The organism is Streptomyces sp. AC627_RSS907 (genome assembly GCF_019049165.1).
On sequence record NZ_JAGMUE010000047.1, the window covers coordinates 56,284 to 76,907 of the forward strand.

At 72.1% G+C, this 20,624-nt stretch carries 19 protein-coding genes and 1 pseudogene; 6 read left to right on the plus strand and 14 right to left on the minus strand.

The genetic code is table 11. The annotated features are described in order from the left end of the window. Positions 1–584: 584 nt before the first annotated feature. From KUM32_RS12995 to KUM32_RS13020, 6 genes and pseudogenes are all read right to left on the minus strand, one after another. Positions 585–788 carry a hypothetical protein gene (locus KUM32_RS12995; protein ID WP_217142005.1) on the minus strand — a complete coding sequence of 68 codons (204 nt, stop codon included), beginning with the start codon at positions 786–788 and terminating at the stop codon, positions 585–587. Positions 789–1,072: 284 nt separating this feature from the next. Further along, a pseudogene (locus KUM32_RS13000) lies at positions 1,073–1,533 on the minus strand (XdhC family protein); the annotation flags it as partial. A 312-nt stretch (positions 1,534–1,845) separates the two neighbouring features. Next, positions 1,846–4,065, minus strand: a complete 2,220-nt coding sequence (locus tag KUM32_RS13005; protein ID WP_217142006.1) for a xanthine dehydrogenase family protein molybdopterin-binding subunit — start codon at positions 4,063–4,065, stop codon at positions 1,846–1,848. After that, on the minus strand, positions 4,062–5,045 hold the full coding sequence (locus KUM32_RS13010) for a xanthine dehydrogenase family protein subunit M (RefSeq protein ID WP_217142007.1): 984 nt from the start codon (positions 5,043–5,045) through the stop codon (positions 4,062–4,064). The genes KUM32_RS13005 and KUM32_RS13010 overlap by 4 nt, the downstream gene beginning before the upstream one ends. Before the next feature lie 12 nt (positions 5,046–5,057). Then, positions 5,058–5,702, minus strand: coding sequence for a (2Fe-2S)-binding protein (locus KUM32_RS13015; RefSeq protein WP_217142008.1), 645 nt, complete (start codon positions 5,700–5,702; stop codon positions 5,058–5,060). Positions 5,703–5,985: 283 nt separating this feature from the next. Next, entirely contained in the window at positions 5,986–6,789 is an 804-nt protein-coding gene (locus tag KUM32_RS13020) for an SDR family oxidoreductase (RefSeq protein ID WP_217142009.1), read from the minus strand. A gap of 82 nt (positions 6,790–6,871) precedes the next feature. On the opposite strand from KUM32_RS13020, the gene KUM32_RS13025 reads away from it, so the two are divergent. The 5 genes from KUM32_RS13025 to KUM32_RS44965 all read left to right on the plus strand — a co-directional run bounded on the left by KUM32_RS13025 (position 6,872) and on the right by KUM32_RS44965 (position 10,762). After that, complete coding sequence (locus KUM32_RS13025) at positions 6,872–7,456, plus strand: TetR/AcrR family transcriptional regulator (protein WP_217142010.1); 585 nt, start codon at positions 6,872–6,874, stop codon at positions 7,454–7,456. Between the two features lie 261 nt (positions 7,457–7,717). Continuing rightward, entirely contained in the window at positions 7,718–7,912 is a 195-nt protein-coding gene (locus KUM32_RS13030; protein ID WP_217142011.1) for a ribbon-helix-helix protein, CopG family, read from the plus strand. Continuing rightward, on the plus strand, positions 7,909–8,301 hold the full coding sequence (locus KUM32_RS13035; RefSeq protein ID WP_217142012.1) for a type II toxin-antitoxin system death-on-curing family toxin: 393 nt from the start codon (positions 7,909–7,911) through the stop codon (positions 8,299–8,301). The genes KUM32_RS13030 and KUM32_RS13035 overlap by 4 nt, the downstream gene beginning before the upstream one ends. A gap of 459 nt (positions 8,302–8,760) precedes the next feature. After that, positions 8,761–10,296 carry an ATP-binding protein gene (locus KUM32_RS13040; protein WP_254405473.1) on the plus strand — a complete coding sequence of 512 codons (1,536 nt, stop codon included), beginning with the start codon at positions 8,761–8,763 and terminating at the stop codon, positions 10,294–10,296. Between the two features lie 211 nt (positions 10,297–10,507). After that, on the plus strand, positions 10,508–10,762 hold the full coding sequence (locus KUM32_RS44965; protein WP_308408646.1) for an alpha-isopropylmalate synthase regulatory domain-containing protein: 255 nt from the start codon (positions 10,508–10,510) through the stop codon (positions 10,760–10,762). 50 nt (positions 10,763–10,812) lie between these two features. On the opposite strand, the gene KUM32_RS13050 is transcribed toward KUM32_RS44965, so the two are convergent. Beyond that, the gene (locus tag KUM32_RS13050; RefSeq protein WP_308408647.1) at positions 10,813–11,634 is read right to left on the minus strand and encodes an HD domain-containing protein; all 822 of its coding nucleotides are present in this window, start codon (positions 11,632–11,634) and stop codon (positions 10,813–10,815) included. Between the two features lie 502 nt (positions 11,635–12,136). Between KUM32_RS13050 and KUM32_RS13055 the strand changes: the two genes are divergently transcribed. Continuing rightward, on the plus strand, positions 12,137–12,829 hold the full coding sequence (locus KUM32_RS13055) for a phosphatase PAP2 family protein (RefSeq protein ID WP_217142014.1): 693 nt from the start codon (positions 12,137–12,139) through the stop codon (positions 12,827–12,829). 101 nt (positions 12,830–12,930) lie between these two features. Here KUM32_RS13055 and KUM32_RS13060 read toward each other — a convergent pair whose 3' ends face one another. Genes KUM32_RS13060 through KUM32_RS13090 form a run of 7 tightly spaced genes read right to left on the minus strand, consistent with a single transcriptional unit; the run spans position 12,931 to position 20,622 of the window. Continuing rightward, positions 12,931–14,274, minus strand: a complete 1,344-nt coding sequence (locus KUM32_RS13060; protein WP_217142015.1) for a glutamate-1-semialdehyde 2,1-aminomutase — start codon at positions 14,272–14,274, stop codon at positions 12,931–12,933. Between the two features lie 8 nt (positions 14,275–14,282). Then, entirely contained in the window at positions 14,283–14,834 is a 552-nt protein-coding gene (gene rfbC, locus KUM32_RS13065) for a dTDP-4-dehydrorhamnose 3,5-epimerase (protein WP_217142016.1), read from the minus strand. Then, positions 14,831–16,057, minus strand: a complete 1,227-nt coding sequence (locus tag KUM32_RS13070) for a polysaccharide pyruvyl transferase family protein (RefSeq protein WP_217142017.1) — start codon at positions 16,055–16,057, stop codon at positions 14,831–14,833. Before KUM32_RS13070 ends, rfbC begins: the two co-directional genes overlap by 4 nt. After that, positions 16,054–17,001, minus strand: coding sequence for a glycosyltransferase family 2 protein (locus tag KUM32_RS13075; protein WP_217142018.1), 948 nt, complete (start codon positions 16,999–17,001; stop codon positions 16,054–16,056). The genes KUM32_RS13070 and KUM32_RS13075 overlap by 4 nt, the downstream gene beginning before the upstream one ends. After that, on the minus strand, positions 16,998–18,305 hold the full coding sequence (locus KUM32_RS13080) for a hypothetical protein (protein WP_217142019.1): 1,308 nt from the start codon (positions 18,303–18,305) through the stop codon (positions 16,998–17,000). Before KUM32_RS13080 ends, KUM32_RS13075 begins: the two co-directional genes overlap by 4 nt. Next, a complete protein-coding gene (locus KUM32_RS13085) occupies positions 18,302–19,600 on the minus strand; it encodes a DUF4910 domain-containing protein (protein WP_217142020.1) in 1,299 nt (432 codons plus the stop codon). Before KUM32_RS13085 ends, KUM32_RS13080 begins: the two co-directional genes overlap by 4 nt. Next, positions 19,597–20,622, minus strand: a complete 1,026-nt coding sequence (locus tag KUM32_RS13090) for an NAD(P)-dependent oxidoreductase (RefSeq protein ID WP_217142021.1) — start codon at positions 20,620–20,622, stop codon at positions 19,597–19,599. The genes KUM32_RS13085 and KUM32_RS13090 overlap by 4 nt, the downstream gene beginning before the upstream one ends. Positions 20,623–20,624: the final 2 nt, after the last annotated feature.

Consider the following 20,624-nt stretch of genomic DNA (forward strand, 5'->3'; position numbering starts at 1 on the left):
CGAGGATCGTACGAGTGAGGTGGCGACGTAGCCTTCGTGATTCTTGACGCTCGGATGACGCTCGATTCGGCCAACTGACGCGGGGTCCCGTTGCTTGCACCACGGCACCGCCGTAATCGGGCACCGCTCCCTGTTTCCCGGGCCGGCCCTCCGAGGGAAGGGACCTTCGTCCCGTTCAGGACCCGTCACCCCTCGAAGTGAGACCGGGCCGGCCGGTAGGCGAGGTAGTGGGAGACTCGTCAGGGCAGGTGACGCTGCGACGGGCGAGGACCCGAGGCCGGCGATTCGACCGGTGGCAGGGTCGCACGTCTACTCGGGTGCAGCCCGTAGTCCGTCGCCCGTGGGCCCTGTCGCCGCAGGAACCGCGCAGGCGTTCTTGTACTCGGTGTGGTCAGCGGTGTCTTTGAGATCCTCGGCCATCACGAAGGGGACCTTGGGGCAAGGCCCGCGAGCGACTCGACCCCCCTGCGTAGGATGTCCTCCGCGGGAACGTTCCGGCATATCGCCCCTGACCTGGGCACTCACGGAACTGCGGTCAGAGCCGTTCTTCAAGAATCGCCATCATCGCATCCCTGCTCCGGCGATCACGACCGCGAGTGCGGGGCGCAGATCCTGGCGAGCAGGGGATGCAGTGGGCGGATCCCCTGGAACCGGCCGTATTCGGCGCCCTGCTTGGCCCGGCCGTAGACGCGTTCGCGGGTGGAGCCGACGTGGATGAACGCCATCGTGTCCGAGCCGGGCAGCGGTGGGGTGTGCGCGGCCCGTTCGCCGAGGAACCGGCGGCGCACGGCCTGGAGTTGAAGGGCGTGGTCGTGGGTGAAAGCGCGCAGGAAGGTGCCAGGTGCGGACGGGGCACGGGTCCTGCGAACACGGTCGGCGTTGCACCGTGGCGCAGGGCGTGGCGTCTGCCGCAGCCCCCGCACCGTTCCCCGCGCCGGTCGGCTTCACCCTCTGGGGCGCCAGCCGGGACAGGCCACACCGCTCGGCCGGCCGCATCACCGGGATCAGCCCGCTGTACGCGTTCGGATTCCGGTCGTCGAACGCAGCGGAGACCGTCGCCGGAGTACTCGCATCACGGGACGGGACGGTGGATGGGGCCGGAGCCGTGGGACAGGGACAGGCCGGTGGCGTGGTTGGTGTGGGCGGTGATCTCCGCGCGATGGAGACCGCGGTCTTCTCGGGCGTGTGGGCACCGAGGTCGAGCCCGATGGGGGAGTGCAGCAGGGCGAACCGGTCCTCTGGCACACCGGCCTCCCGCGGCAGTTCCAGGCGACGGGCGTGGGTACGGCGGGAGCCCATGGCGCCCACGTAGCCGACGGGGAGGCCGAGGGCCAGGCGCAGCAGGGGGATGTCGAACCTGGCGTCGTGGGTGAGGACGCAGATCGCGGTGCGGGTGTCCACCTCGGTGGCGGCCAGGTAGCGGTGCGGCCAGTCGGCGATGACGACCTCGTGCGCGTACGGGAAGCGGGTGGGGGTGGCGAAGACGGGGCGGGCGTCGCACACGGTGACCCGGTAGTCGAGGAAGCGTCCGGCCGCCCTCCGCGTCCACGGCCAGCGAGGTGCCGACCGGCAGGGGCGCACCGCCGTTGACCTGGATGACGGTGGCGAGGGCGAAGAGGCGCGCTTCGCGGCACCAGGCGTGCAGCGCGTCCGTGATGTTCAGCATGTCCGGTCTCCGTGGGGAAGGCGGTTGGGCGGGCTGCCGCCGTGCCGGGGAGGAGGCGCGGCGGCGTGCGGAGGGGCCGGCGGGGCGTAGTCGGCCGCCGGGCGGTCGTAGGACGGTTGCGGGACGCGCCGGTTCCGGGCCGGGGGGGGCGGCCGACGGGCGTGCCGGCCGCCCCGGGCTCAGAGCAGGGCTTCGACGGTGATGGGCAGGTCGCGGACGCGGCGGCCGGTGGCGTGGAAGACGGCGTTGGCGATGGCGGGTGCCACGCCGACGGCGACGACCTCGCCGAGACCCTTGACGCCGATGGGGGCGGCATCGAGGTCCTCGCCGTTGTCGAGGTAGACCGCCCGCAGGTCGGGGACGTCGGCGTTGACGGGGACGAGGTAGTCGGCCAGGTTGGCGTTGACGATGCGCCCGTCGCGGTGGTCGGTGACCGTGTGCTCCAGCAGGGCCTGGCCGATGCCGCCGACCATGGCGCCCAGGGCCTGACTCTCGGCGAGCTTGGGGCTGATGATGCGGCCCGCGTCGTAGACGCCGAGCATCCGCCGGACCCGGGCCAGGCCCAGGCGAACGTCGACGGCGACCTCGGCGAACGTCGCGCCGAAGGCGTACACGGAGGACCGTCCGGGTCCCGACGGCGGAGTGAAGGAGCCGAGCGTCTCGAGGTGGGTGCGGTTGTTGCGGGCCAGGAGTTGCCCGTAGGTCTCGGCGCGGGCCTGGTCGCCGCGTACCCGCAGGCGGCCGTGGAGGACGACGACGTCGTCGGCGCCGACGCCGTACAGGGGCGAGTCCTCGTCCTCGACGGCCAGTTGGATCGCCTGTTGCCGCAGCTTGTCGCAGCCGTCCTGGACGGCGGAGCCGATACTGGCCATGGTCAGGGAGCCGGAGTGGGGCGGGGACGCCGGCATGAGGGAGTCGCCGAGCCGGAAGGTCACCCTCCGCATGTTCAGGCCGAGGGCGTCCGCGGCGAGCTGGGTCATCGAGGTGTAGGTGCCGGGGCCCATGTCACTGGACGCGGACTCGACCAGGGCCGTGCCGTCGGCATCCAGCCTGACCCGGGCCTGAGCCCCGAGCCGTACGGTGTGATAGCAGCCGACGGCCACGCCGGTGCCGATCAGCCAGTCGCCGTCGCGGGTGGAGCGCGGCGTGGGATTCCGCCGGTCCCAGTGGAACTCGTCGACGCCCACCCGGAGGCACTCGCGCAGCCGCCGGGTGGAGAACGGCAGCCCGTTGGAGGGGTCCTCCCGCGTTTCGTTGCGCAGCCGCAGTTCGATCGGGTCGATGCCCAGCTCGTGGGCGAGTTCGTCCAGGGCCGACTCGATGGCGAACGCGGCGGTCGCGTATCCGGGGCCGCGCATGAACGTCGGCGTGTTCACGTCCAGCGGCACCGTCCGGTACTTCTGGCTGACCCGGGGCGTGGCGTAGAGCATCTGCCCCGCGGACACCACGCCCTCCACGAAGTGCTCGTACGTGGACGTCTCGGCCCTCATGTCGTGGACCATCGCGGCCAGCCGCCCGCTCCGGTTGCCGCCCAGGCGCAGCGTGTACGCGTAGGCGGGCCGGAACCCCACCGCGTAGTACAACTGCTTGCGGGTCAGTACGAGTTTCACCGGGCGCCCGGTCTCGCGGGCGGCGAGGGCCGCGACGGTGGAGTGCGGCCAGACCCGCGCGGCGTTGCCGAACGCGCCGCCGACGAAGGGTGAGACGACGCGCACCGATTCCGGCGGGATGCCGAACACGGCGGCGAGTTCGCTCTGCGTCCCCTGCACCCACTGGGTCTTGTCCCAGACGGTGAGCTTGTCGCCGTCCCAGCGGGCGATGGTGGCGTGCGGCTCCATGGCGTTGTGGTGCAAGCGGCCGAGCCGGTAGGTGGCCTCCAGCCTCACCTCCGCGGACGCCAGCGCCTCTTCCGGGTGGCCGCGCTCGTAGTTCTGCGGGGGCAGGGGGTCGTTGACGGGGAGGCCCGGCGCCGTCAGGTCGGTGGAGGACTTCTCCGCCTCGTACGAGATCCTCACCTGGTGCGCGGCGTGCTGCGCGGTCTCCAGTGTCCGGGCCACGACCACGGCGACGGGCTGCCCGTAGAAGCGGACCCGGTCGTCCTGGAAGACATGAAGCCGTTCGCCGACCGGTGGGTCCATGAACGCCCCGGGGTTGTCGCGGTACTCCAGCCTGGGTGCGTCGAGGTGACTGATCACCCTGAGAACGCCGGGCTGGGCCAGGGCGGTGCGGGTGTCGATGGCGGTGATGCGACCGCGCGCGATGCCGCTGTCGACGACGACCGCGTGAACTGCGCCCCTGATGTCGTGGTCGGCGCTGTAGGCGGCCTTGCCGGTGACCTTCAGCCGCCCGTCCACCCGGGAAAGCGGTGCCCCGACGGCTGCCTGCGGCTGGGGGCTCACTTGGTACCTCCTACGACGCGTAGCTGGCGTTCGACGGTGCGTTTGAGCAGCTCGATCTTGAAGCGGTTGTGTTCCAGCGGGCGGGCTCCCTCGGCTGCCCGCTCGGCAGCCTCGGTCCACAGGGCGTTCGAAGGGCGTTCGCCGACGAGACGCTGCTCGACGGCGGGGAGTCTCCACGGGACGGTGCCGACGCCGCCGGCGGCGATCTTCGCCTCGCGGATCACCCCGCCGCGGACGTGCAGCACGACGGCCGCGGAGGTGAGGGCGAACTCGTACGACTGCCGGTCGCGAACCTTCAGATAGCCTGATCCGAGCGGGCGCGGATGGGCCGGGATCTCCACTGCCGTGATCAATTCGCCCGGCTGGACGACCTGTTCGCGGCTGGGGGTGCTGCCGGGCCGGAGGAGAAAGTCGGCGAAGCGCACGCTGCGCTCGCTCCCGTCCGGGTCCAGCAGGTTCACGGTCGCCTCCAGCGCCGCGAAGGCCACGGCGGCGTCGGAGGGGTGGGTGGCCACGCAGTGGTCGGAGGTGCCGAGGATGGCATGGGTGCGGTTGAAGCCGTCCCGTGCCGCGCATCCCGCGCCCGGGTCGCGCTTGTTGCAGGCGGAGGTCACGTCACGGAAGTACGTGCAGCGGGTGCGCTGCATGATGTTGCCGCCGATCGTGGCCATGTTCCGCAGCTGCGGGGAGGCGCTGAGCTCCAGTGCCTGCGAGATGACGGGGTAGGCGGTGCGCACCTTGGAGTGGGCGGCGGCCTCGGCCATCCGTACCAGGGCGCCGATGCGCAGGCCCCCGTCTTCGGTGACGGTGATCTGGCGCAGCGGCAGGTCGCTGATGCCGACCAGTGTGCGGGGGCGTTCGACGGTCTCGCGCATCAGGTCGACCAGGGAGGTGCCGCCGGCGACGTACCGGCCGCCACGCCGCCCGGCGGCCAGCGCGCCCCGGATGTCGGAGACCTCGGTGTAGGAGAAGGGGTACATGGTGGCCGGACCTCACTTCCCGTGCGCGGCCTGGTCGACCGCCCTGACGATCTTGACGTAGCAGCCGCAGCGGCAGATGTTGCCGCTCATCCACTCCCGGATCTCCTCCGCGGAGCCGCTGTGGCCTTCCTGGATGCAGCCGATGCCGGACATGATCTGGCCGGAGGTGCAGAAGCCGCACTGGAGAGCGTCCTGCTCGATGAACGCACTCTGCAGCGGATGCAGTGCGTCGTCCTCGCCCGGGGCCAGACCCTCGATCGTGGTGACCTCGGCACCTTCCAGGCGTATCGCCAAGGTGAGACATGAGTTGACGCGGCGGCCGTCGACCAGGACCGTGCACGCCCCGCAGGCACCGGCGTCGCAGCCCTTCTTGGAGCCGGTCAGACCGAGATGCTCGCGCAGCAGGTCCAGCAGCGAAGTCCGGTTGTCGATCGTGACGGTGTGCCGCTCGCCGTTGACAGTCAGCGAGAGGCGACCGCTGGGCGGCCCTTCGGCGGCAGTCGATCCGGCGCCGAGTGCGGGCGTGCCCGCGACCAGGCCACCGGCGACGACGGCACCGCCGACCGCGGTGGTCGTCGCGATGAACGTGCGCCGGGACGGCGCCGACGGTAACTCGGCAGAGGAAGGAGCAACCGACTCGGCATGTTCAGTGGACATGTGTATACCTCCGGCTCGGTGGTGGATCGGTGGATGGCCGTACTCGTCGACGTGTCCGGAGACCGAGGCTGTGTCGTCGTCACCGCCAGGCGTGCGACCGGCCGTGCCCGGTGGCGATGACGGCCGCGGCGCCGGATGTCGCGAAGTTCCCCTCGCTCGCGGAGATGCGCGAGGGGGACCCTCTCCTCGGGCGTCAGCAGCGCCTCGAGGCCGGTCCTGACGGAGGTGGGCACGGGTGTGTCTCCTTGACGGCGCTCCAGGTGGACGGCTTCCCCGCCTGTCGTCATCTCCCCTCGGCGGTGAGCCGGCTGACGACCCGGATGACCTGGCGTCGGGTGGCCAGGCGGCGGGTGAGGGCGGCGGCCACCTGGTTCATGCGTCCCGCGATGACGCTGGGGGGCGGGTTCCTGCGGTCCAGGGCGGCGAGTGCGGTGCGGACGACGTCGACGGGCGAGGCGAGCTTGCTCCCTCCGGCGGCCTGCATGGTGCCCACGACGTCGAAGAACTCGGTGCGGGTGGCGCCGGGGGACAGGGCGAGCACCCGTAGTCCGGTGCCGCGTGACTCCTCCCACAGCGCCTCGGTGAGGCTCAGCACGAACGCCTTGGTCGCCCCGTAGAGCGCCATGCGCGGGTTGGGCTGGTAGGCGGCCATGCTCGCCACATTGACCAGCACTCCGCGCCCTTCCTCGCGCAGTTGCTCGATGAAGGCGCGGCTGATGTCGGCCACGGCCGTCACGTCCACGGCGATCTCCCGGCGCGTCCGTGCCGGATCCGCCTCGTGGAAGGGGCCGAACGTGGCGAACCCCGCGTTGTTGACCACGCTGGTGACGTGCAGGCCGAGCCGCTCCACCTGCGCGGCCAGTGCCTGTCCGGGGTTGTCCGTGGCCAGGTCCATCTCCACGACGTGGACCTGGACGTGGTGGTGTGCGCGCAGCTCGGCGGCCAGCTCCTCCAGGCGTTTCCTGCGGCGGGCGACCAGTACCAGACCGGAGCCGCGGGCGGCGAGCTGGCGGGCGAACTCGGCACCGAGGCCGGCGCTGGCACCGGTGATCAGTGTGGTCTGTCCGCGGTAGTCGACGGCTGTCATGGTCGCCTTCTTTCAGTTGCTGTCTTCCTGGCAGTTAATGCCAGGAAGGCGGCTCCTGTCCAGAGGCGATAGCCTGATGTCCATGACGACTTTGTGGGATCGCTCGCGACAGGTAGCCGTCCAGGCGATCCTGGACACGGCGATTCGCCTGTTCGCCGAGCAGGGCTACGAGCAGACGACGATCGCGCAGATCGCCCGGGAGACGGGGATCTCGCAGCGTTCTCTGTTCCGCTACTTCGGCACCAAGGAGGACCTGGTCTGCGGGGACCAGGATGCGCTGGGCGAGCTGCTGAAGCGGACCGTCGAGCAGCAGCCGGCCGAGATGTCCGCCTGGGATGCCCTGCGCGCCGGCTTCGAGGTCCTCCTGACCGCCAACCACACTCCTGAGCGGGCGCTGGAACTGTCCCGTCTCATTTTCGACACTCCCTCGCTGCACGCCCGCTACATCGAGAAGCGCCTGCGCTGGCAGGCCGCGCTCGTCCCGGCCATCCAGGCGCGGCTGGGCACAGCCCCCGGTCCGGCCCCCGACCCGCGTGCCAGAGCGGTCATCGCGACGGTCTTCGCCTGCGCGGACACGGCGACCGAGCTGTGGGTCGGACACGACGGACGGCTCGACCTGGCAGACCTCTACGACCAGTGCCTCGCGGCGGTGCGGGGCTCCGGTTGAGGCGGCGTTCGGGCAGGCACGGCACAGGCGTCTTCCTGTACGGAGCGCACGGTGCGACCGACGAGTGTGCGCAGCACCGGCCAAAGCCGGGGGAGCGGGTCCCGGCCGAGATGCCGGGGCAGGTCATCACGGATGACGCACGAAGCGGAAGTCTCTGCTGCACCGCCGCAGGCGGTGCGCGTGACCATCCCTGCCCACGTCCCTGGGGGCGAGACGCGGCCCGGCCGTGCCGCTTTGATACCGGGCAGGTATCATCTCTGTATGGCGATGACACTCCGACTCCCCGACGACCTTGACGCGAAGCTCACCGAGCGAGCTCGCCGGGAGGGCCGCAGCAAGCAGGAACTTGCCATCGAAGCCATCCGTGACGCCCAGGACCGGGCCGAGCTGAAGGTCGAGGACGTCCTGGCCGAGCTGATGGACAGCGACGCGGAGATCCTGGACTACCTGAAGTGACCAGCGTGCGCTACATCCAGATCGACGAGATCCTGGCCATCGCCCGCACGGTCAACGGCACCGAGCACAGCGTGCGTGACATGGGCCTTCTGGTGTCGGCGATCGAGCGACCCCGGACGAACGTGTTCGGAGCCGAGCTGTATCCCACGCCGCACGAGAAGGCTGCGGCGCTGCTGCACTCCGTCGCCCGCAACCACGCGCTGATCGACGGCAACAAGCGCACCGCCTGGCTCGCCATGCGTGTCTTCCTGCGGTTCAACGGCGTCAGTGCCCGTACCGTCCCACCGCCCGTCTCCGTGGCCGGTCCGTTCGTCGAGGAAGTCGCACAGGACAACATCGATGTACCGGTTATCGCCAAGCGCCTCTCAACCTGGTTCCCCCTTTCCTGACTTTCGACGACGTGAGGGCAGGGGAGGCGCGTGCCCTGCCCTCACCGCTGTCCGGCCTCGCTGGGGTCATGAGGCATGGGGGATGCCGTGCGCTCGCATGGGGGATGCCGTGCACTCGAAGGCGTGGCTCCTTCTCGGCGCGGGGCAACATGCGCCCCGGCTCCGGAAGCCCCAGTGCGGGGCTGGGTGACTCGTTCAGCGACTGCGGCAAGGCCGTGGGAAGCGTGGGACAGGGGGGGAGACGGGGTGCCGTTTCCGGAGTGACGGAAGCGGGCTCGTGCCGGGTGCCGTCTTGTCGGCGTGCCCCCGTCTTGAGCCGGAAGGGGGACTGCTGCTCATGACGTGTCTCTGGAATCGGCTTGGCGTGACTGCGCAGAGTGCTTGCCGGTCGGCGACTGTCCCTCCTTACGGAAACTCGAGCTGTCCTGATTCTGTCAAAGTACACTTAGACAGAATCGCATGGTCGAGCAGATGGAGGGAGCGCTGGTGGGTGACAGCATGCTTGCCAAGCCCGGGTACGTGGTCGACCGCGATCGTGAGTGGGGTCTGCTCACGGAGTTCGTCACGGACCCGGATCCGGCGATGCGTCTGGGGATCGTGTCGGGACGCAGGCGGCACGGGAAGTCGTATCTGCTCCAGGCGTTGTCGGAGCGGGTCGGCGGCCTGTACGTCACCGCGGTGCGGGAGGAGGGGCGACTGCCTGCGATCTCGCGGTTCAGCGATGCCATCGCGGCCCATGCGGGTTTGCGGCCCGGCACACTGCGGCTGGCCGACTGGCGTGAGGTCCTGACCAACGCCCTCGATGTCACTGCCCGTTCGAAGACGCCGCTCCTTGTCGTCGATGAACTTCCTTATCTCCTGCAGCACTCGCCCGAGATCCCCGGTCTGCTCCAGCAGCTCTACGACGAGCGCCAGCGCGGGACCGGTGCGGGAAGTGGTCCCGGGCCGCGGGTGATCCTCTGCGGGTCCGCGATGAGTGTCATGCACGAACTGCTGTCGGGGACCAAGCCGTTGCGAGGCCGCGCGGTGGTCGATCTGCGGCTGGGTGCCTTCGACTACCGGGCCGCACGCGACTTCTGGGGGATCGAAGACCCGCTGACCGCCTTGCAGGTGCACGCGGTCCTCGGCGGGGCGCCGGGGTACCGGCCGGTGGCGGCCCGCCCGCACCCGAACGACGGCTTCGCCGACTGGCTGGCCCGCACCCTCCTCGACCCCGGCAGGGCCGTCTACTCACGCACGGAGACGGAGTACCTGCTGCGCGAGGACCCGCGCATCACCCAGCACACCCTGTACTACGACATCCTCACGGCGATCGCCCAGGGCGCCTCCACGCCCACGAAGATCGGTGCAGCCCTGGAGCGTCAACGCAATGCCGTTACGCACCCGTTGGACGTCCTGGAGTCAACCGGCTACATCCAGCGGGAGCAGGACATCCTGCGCCCTCGTCACCCGGTCATCACGCTGGCCGACCCGGTCATCCGCTTCAACCAGCTCATCACGCTGCCCCAGGCAGCCACTGTGGAGCAAGGTTTCGCGGAGCAGGCATGGCAGGCCGCTGCGCCGACCTTCAACTCCAAGATCCTGGGTCCGCACTTCGAGGACCTCGCCCGCGCCTTCACGCGACGCTACGCCCACACCCTCCTTCCCGGGGGCCTGCCGGGCCCGGTCGGCACCACCGAGGTCGCCGACCCGGCGGCCCGTACCAAGCACGAGGTGGACGTCATTGCCCTCGCCCTGGGCGAGCGCCCGCAGGCGCCGCGCGCTCGGGTCGCCCTGATTGGTGAGGCCAAGGCCACCGCCGCCCGCCGCGGTACCGCTGACCTCCAACGCCTCGAGCGGATCCGGGGCTTGCTCACCGGCCAGGGCTACGACACCACAGGCACCACGCTGGCACTGTTCTCCCTGCACGGCTTCTACCCGGACCTGGTCGAATTGGCGGCCGGACGTGATGATCTCCTCCTGGTCGACCTTCCGGGTCTCTACGGGGCCGGGTGACCTCAGCTCGTCCTTGCGCTGGTGCGCTCCTCGGCGAGGCCAAGGCCACCGCCGGACGGCTCGTTGCGTGACCTTGCGGTGTTCCGCACCACCTACCTCACCCCGGCCCTGGACGGCCCGGTCACGCCGGAGTCCTGGCACACCGCCGAACCCGCCCCGGGCGAGCACCGGTTCACCCGCACCCTGCGCGCCGACGGCCGGGAGCACTCCTGTGTGCGAGGGCACCGGGAACGGGCCCCTTTCCGCCTTCGCCGACGCGCTGAGCGGCATCGGCGTCAGCATCGACATCCTCGGCTACGCCGAGCACTCCACCACCACCGGCCCGAACAGCCTCGCCGTCGCCTACGCCGAGTGCCGCGTCGCCGACGTGGTCCGCTGGGGTGCGGGCTGGGACAGCTCGGTGCTCACCGCGTCCGTCCACGCGGGCATGGCCGCCGTCAACCGCTCCGGACGGGGCACCTCGTGAGCACGCTCCCGCGACCCGTCCGTGCGGGACGCGGGACGGGTCGCTGTCCGTCATTCCTCGAAGGGCGCGGCAAGCAGGAGGTCCTCCAGGGTGGGTACCGGGAAGCCCGGGAGGTGGCGGCGGCCGACCTCGGCGAAGGGGTGCATGAGGACCGACATCGGCTTGGTGCGGCACAGCGAGAGCATGGTGTCGAGGGCCTCGCGCTTGAACCCGGCCCTGGGGAACGCGGCGAGGATTTCGGCGAGGGCGTCGGACGGGATCTGCTGGAGGCCGTTACCGGTGAAGTCGAGCCCGGAGCCGAGGGAGACGATTGCGATCTCCGGCCTTTTCCGGGTCGCGATGCCCACGTTGGTGTGCAGGGCGATCGCGTCCCAGACGACGGCCGCTCGCTCGGCCGGCACGCGCCGTTCCCGCAGGAACTTCCGGGCGGCGTCGGCGCCGTCGACCTCGAAGCGCTCGTCCGAGGACTGATACGCCTTCACCAGCCCGAGATCGTGCAGGACCGCTGCTGTGAAGGCGAGTTCACGGTCGTAGCGGACGCCTCGCCGGTCGAACAGCAGTGAGCCGTACAGGTACGTCCGCATGACATGGTTGAAGAGCGCCTCGGAGGAGGCCTTGCGGGCGAAGGCCGTTGCGGACCGGGCCAGCTCGCTGTCGGGGATGCGTACGCCGGCCACGACCGTCGGCAGGGTGGCGCCGGGCGCATGCGAGGCGTCGCCCGGTGTCCGCGTTCCTGGGGCCGCGGCAAGGGCGGGTGGGCTCGACAACGCGGCGGCGAGTGCGGAGGCGGCGCCGATGGCAGCAACGCCGGCGCCACGTTCCAGCGCCGTTCGCCGGGTGATGTTGTTCGCCTCATTGACCTTTTTGGACACGAGGTTCCGCCTTTCCGTCGGGGGTGGATGCCAGAAGCGTAGGAACGGCGTTGCCCTTTCCGGCAGTAGTGAAAATGCCGGGAACTCACGGATTACCGCCAGGGGTGCGGCCGTCGCCTCACGCCGCGGTCGGCGCCCCTGCCGCAGGGCGCCCCCGCTCACGCCTGCCGGCGGTTCCTGGGCATGACGACAGCGTGACCCGAAAGTCCGCGGGACGTGGGTACGCCGACTTTCCAACGGCGGTGTGCCGCGACCGCGTTGTTGGTTAGGGTGGCAACCCGTCGTGTACGGCGTGGCCCACGCGGGCCACCAACCCCTGCAGCTCCGAGCGGATCTGACGATCCCGGCCATGTCGGCGGCCCCGACGGGAGGCGAAGGTGCATCGCATCTGTTGGGCGGTTCGCGACGGGCTACGGGCTTCTCCCCGCCCGGGGCACGAGCGGGGTGTGCGACTCGACCGTCAACGGCGCGGCAGCGCGGGGCGACCGGACGCGGTGGGCGTGTGACCGGCCGGTCGGCGCCCGCGGTGCTGCCTCCGTCGCTGCGCGCCTGGATCGGGCTGACTGCGGCCCTCGCCGCGCTGGCGGTCGCCGTGTTCGGGGGCCTGTACGCCGGCGACCGGGAGCCCGGCACGGTGGACACGCGGATCTCGGCGGCGGTGGACGGAGCGGGGACGCCGTGGCGGCACGTCGCTGAGGCCACGGACTTCCTGGGGGAGCCCGTGGGAGCGGCCACGCTGGTCGGGGCCACCGTGACGGGCTGCCTGCTGCTGCGGCTTCCACGCGCGGCGGTGTTCGTCGTCGCCGGCGCCGGCCTGGCCGTGGGGACGGCGAGGCTGCTCAAGGTCCTGGTGGGACGCACCATCCACGACGGGCACCTGTCCTTCCCGAGCGGGCACACCGCCTTCCTCACCGCGTTCGCCCTCGTGGTGGCCCTGCTCGCGGCCGGCCGGCTCCGCCTCGGCAGGGCGGCCGGCACGCTGCTCGTGCTCACCGCGGCGCTGGTCGCCGGTGCGGCCATGGGGTGGGCGCAGGTCGCCCTGGGCGCGCACTACGCGACCGACACCCTCGGCGGCTGGTGCACCGCGCTGGCCGTGACACCGGCGACCGCGTGGCTGGTCGACCGGGCGACCACGTGGTTGGCCGACCGGAGGGCCGACCGGGCGGCCGACGCCGGGCGGCGGGAGCGTCGCTGACGAAGCGTCACACCCCCTTCGCCGTCAGATGTTTTGCCCCTCATGTCGCGCGTTCGCGCGCCACGCCACACGTCATGTCACGTCACGTCGTGCCATGCACGTCACGCGAAGCGGCGGAACACCGGCTTCACCGGTCGTCCGGCCATCCACGGGGTCGGGTCACCGGCGTCGAGTGCCTTCCGGTACACCGCACACGCCTGGGCCACCACGTCGACGGTGTGATCGATGTCGGCGTCGCCGAGCGCGCTGCTCACCACGAACGAGGGGGCCAGTACCCCGCCCTCCAGGAGCCGGCGCAGGAACAGGGTGCGGTACCGCTGCGACGGCTGCCGGTTCTCGTCGAGGGTGGCGAAGACCAGGTTGCTGGCCCGCCCCCGGACGACGACGTGGTCGGCGACGCCCATGCTCGCCGCGGCGTCGCGGACACCGGCGGCCAGCCGCTCGCCGAGGGCGTGGAGCCGCGCGGTGATGCCTTCTTCGGCGTAGGTGGTCTGCACGGCCATCGCGGCTGCCAGGGAGTGCGTCTCCGCACCGTGCGTGGTGGACAGCAGGAACACCCGGTCACCGGCGTGACGCAGCCCGCCCCGCTCCATCAGGTCGCGGCGCCCGGCCAGCGCGGAGACGGCGCATCCGTTGCCCAGCGCCTTGCCGAACGTGGAGAGGTCGGGGACGACGCCGTACAGGCCCTGGGCGCCCGCCTCGGACCAGCGGAAGCCGGTGATCATCTCGTCGAAGACCAGCACGCAGCCGTGCCGGTCGGCCAGCTCGCGGAGGCCGGCGAGGTATCCGGGCGGCGGCTCGGTGTGGGTGGCCGGTTCGAGGATCAGGCAGGCGACCTCGTCCTGGTACCGGGTGAGCAGCGCCTCCGTGGCGGCCAGGTCCCCGTAGGGGAAGGACACGGTGAGGTCGGTGGTCGCCGCCGGAATGCCCGCGGACAACGGTGTGGTGCCGATGAACCAGTCGTCGACGGAGAAGAAGGGGTGGTCGGCGCAGATCGCGACCCGCCCGCGCCCGGTGGCGGCACGGGCGAGGCGCACCGCGGCGGTGGTGGCGTCGGAGCCGTTCTTCGCGAACTTCACCATCTCGGCGGTCGGCACCGTGGCCAGGAAGCGTTCCGCGGCCTCGACCTCCACGACGGACGGGCGGACGAAGTTGCTGCCGCGGTCGAGTTCCCGCCGCACCGCCTCGACCACGCGGGGGTGGGCGTGGCCGAGGCTGACCGACCGCAGGCCGGAGCCGTACTCGACGTAGCGGTTGCCGTCGACGTCCCACACGTGGGCGCCGCGGCCGTGGCTGATGACCGGGGCCAGGTTCTCGGGGTACTGGTCGTCGCCCTTGGCGTAGGTGTGCGCGCCCCCGGGGACCAGGCTGTGCAGCCGCTCGTTCGCCGCCCGCGACCGGGGCAGGAGGAACTCCCCGGTCCCTTCGGTTGCTTCGGTGTCCACGCCGGCCCTCACTTCTCTGTGTGCTTCAGGACCTCGGCGAGGCTCGGCGCCTCCCGGTCCCGCTGGGACATCGATGTGGCCGGCAGCGGCCAGGGGATGGCGAGCTCCGGGTCGTCGAAGGCGATCGTCACGTCCTCGGCCGGATCGTGCGGGCGGTCGATCCGGTACGCGGTGTCGGCGGTCCCGGACAGCGCCTGGAAGCCGTGCGCGCACCCCGCCGGGATGTACAGGGTCACCTGCGTCTCGTCGGACAGCTCGAAGAAGGCCCGGTTGCGATACGTCGGTGAGTCCGCCCGCAGGTCCACGACGACGTCGAAGATCCTCCCGTACGAGCACCGCACCAGCTTGGCCTCGCCGGCGCCCGAGCGCAGGTGCAGGCCGCGCAGTACGCCCCGGGCCGAACGGGACAGGCTGTCCTGGACGAAGGCGCACGGGTCGAGGCCCACCGAGCGGACCACGTCGGCGTCGAAGGTGCGGCAGAAGAAGCCGCGTTCGTCCGCGTGCGGCGTCGGCTCGAACAGGTACGCGCCGGCGATCTCCGGGACTTCGGTCGCTTTCATGGAGCCTCCCGCAGGGCGTGGGTGGGTGCGTGGCCGGTCGCCGGGAACAGGGCCGCGGTGAGGGCGGTGAACTGGTCCTCCAGGCGCCGGGCGGCGGCGAGGTTCCGCTCGGTGAGGGTCCGCCGCAGCTCTGCCGATCGTTTCTCCAGGGCCCGGAACTGCTCGAGCAGCCGGTCGGCGTCGACCTCCCGCGCCGGGTGGCGGTAGGCGCCCAGCCCCATCTCCGTCATCAGCGCGTCGCTTTTGGCCGCGTAGCTGAGCGCCAGCGTGGGTGTGCCGGCCTTCAGCGCGCAGACCAGGTTGTGGTACCGGGTCGCCACCACGGCGTCGGCGGCCGCCGCCTCCTTCATCAGGTCGGCCAGCGAGGCCGCCCCGGCGGCGGTGACCAGCGGGGAGTCCACGGCGTCGAGGATCGCGGCGGCCACCGGCGCGTCGCACTCGTCGCCGGTGAGCAGCCGGACCGGCCTGCCGTCCGCGACCAGCGCGCGGACGAAGCGGGTCGTCCCGTCGACGTAGCGCCGGTGGATCTCCTCGGCCCGGGCGCGGTCGTCGTTGCCGCCGTGGAAGTCCATGACGCCGACGCAGACCAGGCCCGGCTCGCCCGCGGGCTCGCTCGCCGCCGGCGGCGCCGGCAGGGCGAACGCGAGGTCCGGGTGGACCTCGTCGCGCGCGGTGTCCACGCCCATCGCCCGCATCGCGTCGCGGGACAGGTCGTCCCGGTACGACCGGTACGCGGCCAGCCGCGCCGACCAGCGCACCAGGGCCCGGGTCGGCCGGTCGCCGATCGGTGCGGCGCCGACGCCGACCAGCGCGACCCGGGTGCCGGACAGCCGGCCGGCCGCGCAGAGCAGGAACAGCGAGTACGGGAAGCCCCACGGCCGCAGCGGCAGCGTGGCCTCCAGGACGCCCATGCCCGGCACGATCACCACGTCGTGCCGGCGCACCCAGGCGGCGGTGCGGACGGCGTCGACGAGTTTGCCCAGGCCCTTCGCCGCGATCGCCCCCGCACGCGAGGCGGTCCGGTACTCCCCGCGGTACCAGTGCAGCCGCGTCGCGGGGATCCCGTACCGGGCGGCGACCACCTCGGGCCCGCCGCACAGCGCGTCCACGGCCGCCTCCGGGTGCTCGGCGCGCAGGTACCCGAGCACAGCCTCGAGCGACCCGTCGTTGCCGAGGTTGCCGGAGCCGAGCAGGCCGAACACCCCGACCCGCACCGAAGTCACGACTGCCTCCCCTCACGCCCGGCGACGAGGGCGTCGACGGAGACGGTGAGCCCGGCCGGGTCGACCGGGGCGCGGTCCTCGACCCGCTCGCCGGCGCCCGGCCGGGCCCGGCTGATCATCCACGCGGCCAGGTGGCGGTAGCACGCGCGCCGGTCGGCCGAGGACAGCGGCGCCCGCCGGATCGCCGAGACGAAGCCCCAGACGTACTCGGCGAGCAGCCGGGGCGTCGGGTGCAGGAGGCCGGCCCGGCGCGGGTCGAGGTTGACGCACCGGGAGCGCTTGGAAGGGTTCGCCCGTTCGGCGCGGGTGGGGTGGTCGCGGCGGAAGTACAGCAGCTCCGGCACCTGGTGGAAGGGTCCGTGCAGGCCGATCTCGGCGACGAACGTGCGGTCCGCGTGGTGGTAGCTGTCGTGCGGCTTGACCCGGCGCAGCACGTCGGCCCGCATCACCCCGTAGAAGTCGTCTCCGCCGGGCTCGAACAGCATGCTGCGGAAGCGCTCCGGGGCGCGCGGCGAGGCGGTGGCGAGCGTGTACTCGTACGGGACCTTCACCTGGCCGTCCTCGTCGATGACCGCCTGGTCGGCGTGGGCGAGGATCACGTCGGGCCGCTCGTCCAGCGCCTGGACGCAGCGCCGCAGCAGGTCCCGGGCGTACAGGTCGTCGTGCGAGGCCCACTTGAACAGCTCGCCGCGGCACTCGGTGAACACGTGGTTGTGGTTCGGCGCGGCGCCGATGTTCCGGGGCAGCCGTATGTACCGGATGCGGGAGTCCCGCGCGGCGTACTTGCGGCAGATGTCCTGGGTGCCGTCCGTCGAGGCGTTGTCGGAGACGACCAGTTCGAAGTCCTCGTAGGTCTGGCCGAGCAGGGCGTCGAGGGCCTCGGCGAGGTATTCCTCGCCGTTGTACACGGGCAGGCCGATGCTCAGCCGGGGATGGGCGGTCATGACGTCCTCACTTCACGGATGGTGTTCTGGTGGTGCTCGCTCAGGGCGGAGCGCAGCTGCAGCCACCACACGGCCGAGCCGCAGACGGTCGCGGCGGCGACGCCCCAGGCCGAGCCGGCCGTGCCGGCCACGGCCGCCCCGCCGAGCCCGCCGACGAGGTAGCAGGCGGAGGCGACGAGCTGGCTGCGCAGGCTGCGCCGGGCCGCGCCGAGCGCGCGCAGCCCGGCCGCCGCACCGGTGCCGAGTCCGGCGCCCGCGACGCCGAGCGTGACCGGCACGACGAGCTCCGCGGCGGAGCTCCAGACGCCGCCGAGCACGAGTTCGCCGAGCCGGTCCGGCACCAGCAGGAGGGCCCCGCCCCAGAGCAGCGCGGCGACGGCCTGCCCGCCGCCCAGCGCGAGGCAGAACGCGCCGAGGCGGTGCGGGGCCCGTCGCAGCACCCGCGCCGCCTCCGCGACGGTGACCAGCGAGAGCCCCATCAGCAGCGCGAGGAACGGGCCGAGCAGCAGCTCGGCGCCCCGGATCACGCCCACCGCGCCGAGCCCGACGATCGCGCCGAGCCCGTACGCCCGCAGCTGGCTCGCCCCGCTGTTGCTGACGTTCTCGACCAGGTACCGGTAACCGAGGTCGCGGTGCGTGCGGAGCCACGCGCGCGCGCCGGCCGGCCGTGGCCGGATCCCGGACTGGAGGCAGCCGTACCCGGCGGCCACCGCGGCGGACCCGCCCCAGGCCAGCACGAAGGCGGACACGCTGCCCGCGCGGGCGGCCACCACCATCGCCGGGACGAGCGCGACCCCCCACACGAGGTCGTTGACGAACGCCTTCCGCCCGCTGCCGGCGGCGAAGAACGCGAACCGCCACGCGTCCTGCAGCAGCAGCCCCGGCAGCACGACGCCGAGGCAGGCGAACGCGGTCCCCACGCCGCCGCCGAGCGCGAGGCCGGTCACCACGGACGCCGCGCCGAGGGCGGCGCCGACGCCGAGCGCGGTACCCGACGACCGGGCCACCGCCCCGCGCCAGGACGCGTCCGGCACACCGCTGAAGCGGACCACGAGCGGGTCGGTGGCAAGGCCGCGGGCGACGTTGAGCACCACGCCGTAGGTCACCCAGGCCAGGCTGAACACGCCGAACGCGGTCACCCCCAGCGAGCGGGCCACGTAGATGCCCACCGCGAAGTTGGACATGCTGGAGGCCGCCTGGTCGGCCAGTCCCCAGGACAGCCGGCCGGCGAGGGCGCGCCGGGCGGATCCGGCCGGTCGCGCCGTCGTCCTCGGGTTCTCCCCGCCGGTGGTCATCGGCGTCATGCCTTGAGCAGCCCGGCGTCGTGCAGGGCACCGGCCGCGGCGGCGACGGTGTCGAACGGCAGCCCGGAGCGCTCCGCGACGTCCAGCAGACTGTGCTCGCCGTCGGAGAGGTTGAGCACCCAGAGCATGGCCATCTGGGCCTGCTTGGTGTCGCTGCGGCCACCGAGCGCGTCGTACAGCCCGCGCCGGCCCAACTGCGGTTCGCCGTGAGGGCTGAGGTTCTGGTAGCGCCGGTTCCGGTCGAGGACCGCGAAGGCCTCGCGGCACACGGCGAGCGTGTCCGCCATCGCCTGGGGGGAGACGAGGTCCAGGTTGTCCGCCGAGGTGTGGTACTCGGGGTAGCCGGCGTACGGGGTGCGGGTGAGCGAGCCCACGCCGAGATCGAAGCCGGGCGAGCAGAACTGCCGCTCGTCGTAGCCGTACGGAGTGAACTCGTCGATGCGGTGCGGGCGTTCGGAGGCGGCCAGCACGTGGCGCATCACCCGGTCGATCTCCGCGTCGCCCCGCCTGCTCTGCTTGTACGTCAGGTGCCCCGGGTCGCCGGCGCAGGCCAGCACCAGCCCGTGCCTGACCCGTTCCACCCGCTCCGCGTTGCGGGCCAGCCAGGTGATCGCCCCGATGGTGCCGGGCGCGAACAGGAACCGGTAGGTGTAGTACGGCGTCCGCCGCGCCAGCTCGCGGGCGAGGAACGTCGCCACCGCGATGCCGGCCAGGTTGTCGTTGGCCAGCGACGGGTGGCAGACGTGACAGGAGACGATCACCTCGTCCGGGACCTGTCCGGGGACCACGTGCTCGGCGTAGGTGAGGTGGCCGTCCGTGAGCGTGGAGTCGATGCGCACCTCGTACTCGCCGTCCGGCATCGCGTCCAGGGTCTCCTGGGCCAGGCAGAACCCCCATTCCGGCTGGTAGTAGCTGGTGCGGTACGGCACCCAGCCCGGGTGGTCCGGCAGGGTGTACAGGTGTCCGCGCAGCTCGGCCAGCGGCATGGTCGCCGCCACCGGCACGCTGTAGCCGAGCACGTGCAGGCTGGAGGCGGCGAAGTCGACGACCCGGTGGCCGGTGGCGTCGGCGATGTACGCGTCCCGGATGTTCCACTCCTCGGGCACCGTCCAGTCGAGCACCTGGGTCCCGGTCGGCACCTCGTGCACCTGGAGCGGGACGTACTCGCCGACGATGTCCAGGGTGGCGCGCACGCCGTCGCCGGTGATGCTGCGGCACAGCGGGTACAGCCGCTCCACCAGCGCGTACATCTCCTCGCCGGGCTCGGTCGCCGGCCGGTCGCCGGTGGCGGTCATCGGCGCCACCGCAGGGTGCCGTCGACGGTGCCGGCCTCGGACGCCGCGCGCAGCACGGCGAGGCGGGTGAAGCGCCGCTCGAAGTCCTCCTGGGTGAGCCCGTGTGCCCGGTAGGCGTCGGCGAGTTCGAGCGCGCCCCGCTTCACCGTCCACTCGCAGTCGAAGCCGGGCACAGCGGAGCGGAACCGGGAGAAGTCCACCCGGTACGACCGCGGGTCGGCCCCGGTCTCCCCGGTGATCACCACCTTGGAGCCGGCCACCGCCTCGGCGACCTGCCCGGCGATCTCGGAGACGGTGACGTTGTTGGCCTCGCTGCCGATGTTGAACGCCCGGTCGTGCACCGCGTCGCGCGGCGCGGTCAGCGCGGCCGTGAAGGCCCGGGCGATGTCGGCGGCGTGCACCAGCGGGCGCCAGGGGGTGCCGTCGGAGAGCACCAGCACCTCGCCCGACAGGAGCGCGTGGCCCACCAGGTTGTTCAGCACGATGTCGGCGCGCAGCCGGGGTGAGTGGCCGAAGGCGGTGGCGTTGCGCATGAACACCGGGGTGAAGTCGTCGTCGGCCAGCGCGTGCAGGTCGTCCTCCACCCGCACCTTGGACTCCGCGTACGGCGTCACCGGGCGCAGCGGGGCGTCCTCGGTCACCAGGTCGTCACCGCCGGCGGCGCCGTAGACCGAGCAGGTCGACGCGTACAGGAAGCGCCGCACTCCCGCGTCACGGGCCAGCCGGGCGAGGCGTACGGACGCGTGGTGGTTGATGTCGTAGGTGAGCTCCGGCGCCAGCGAGCCCAGCGGGTCGTTGGAGAGCGCGGCCAGGTGGATCACGGCGTCCGCCCCGGCCACGTGTTCGGCCGTGACGTCGCGCAGGTCCACCCGGTGGCCCGGCGGGTCCGCGGGCGCCGGGCCGAGGACGCAGTCGGCGAACAGGCCCGAGTCGAGACCGACGACGTCGTGTCCGGCCGCCGTGAGGACCGGGGCCATCACGGTGCCCAGGTAGCCCTGGTGTCCGGTCAGCAGTACGCGCAAGG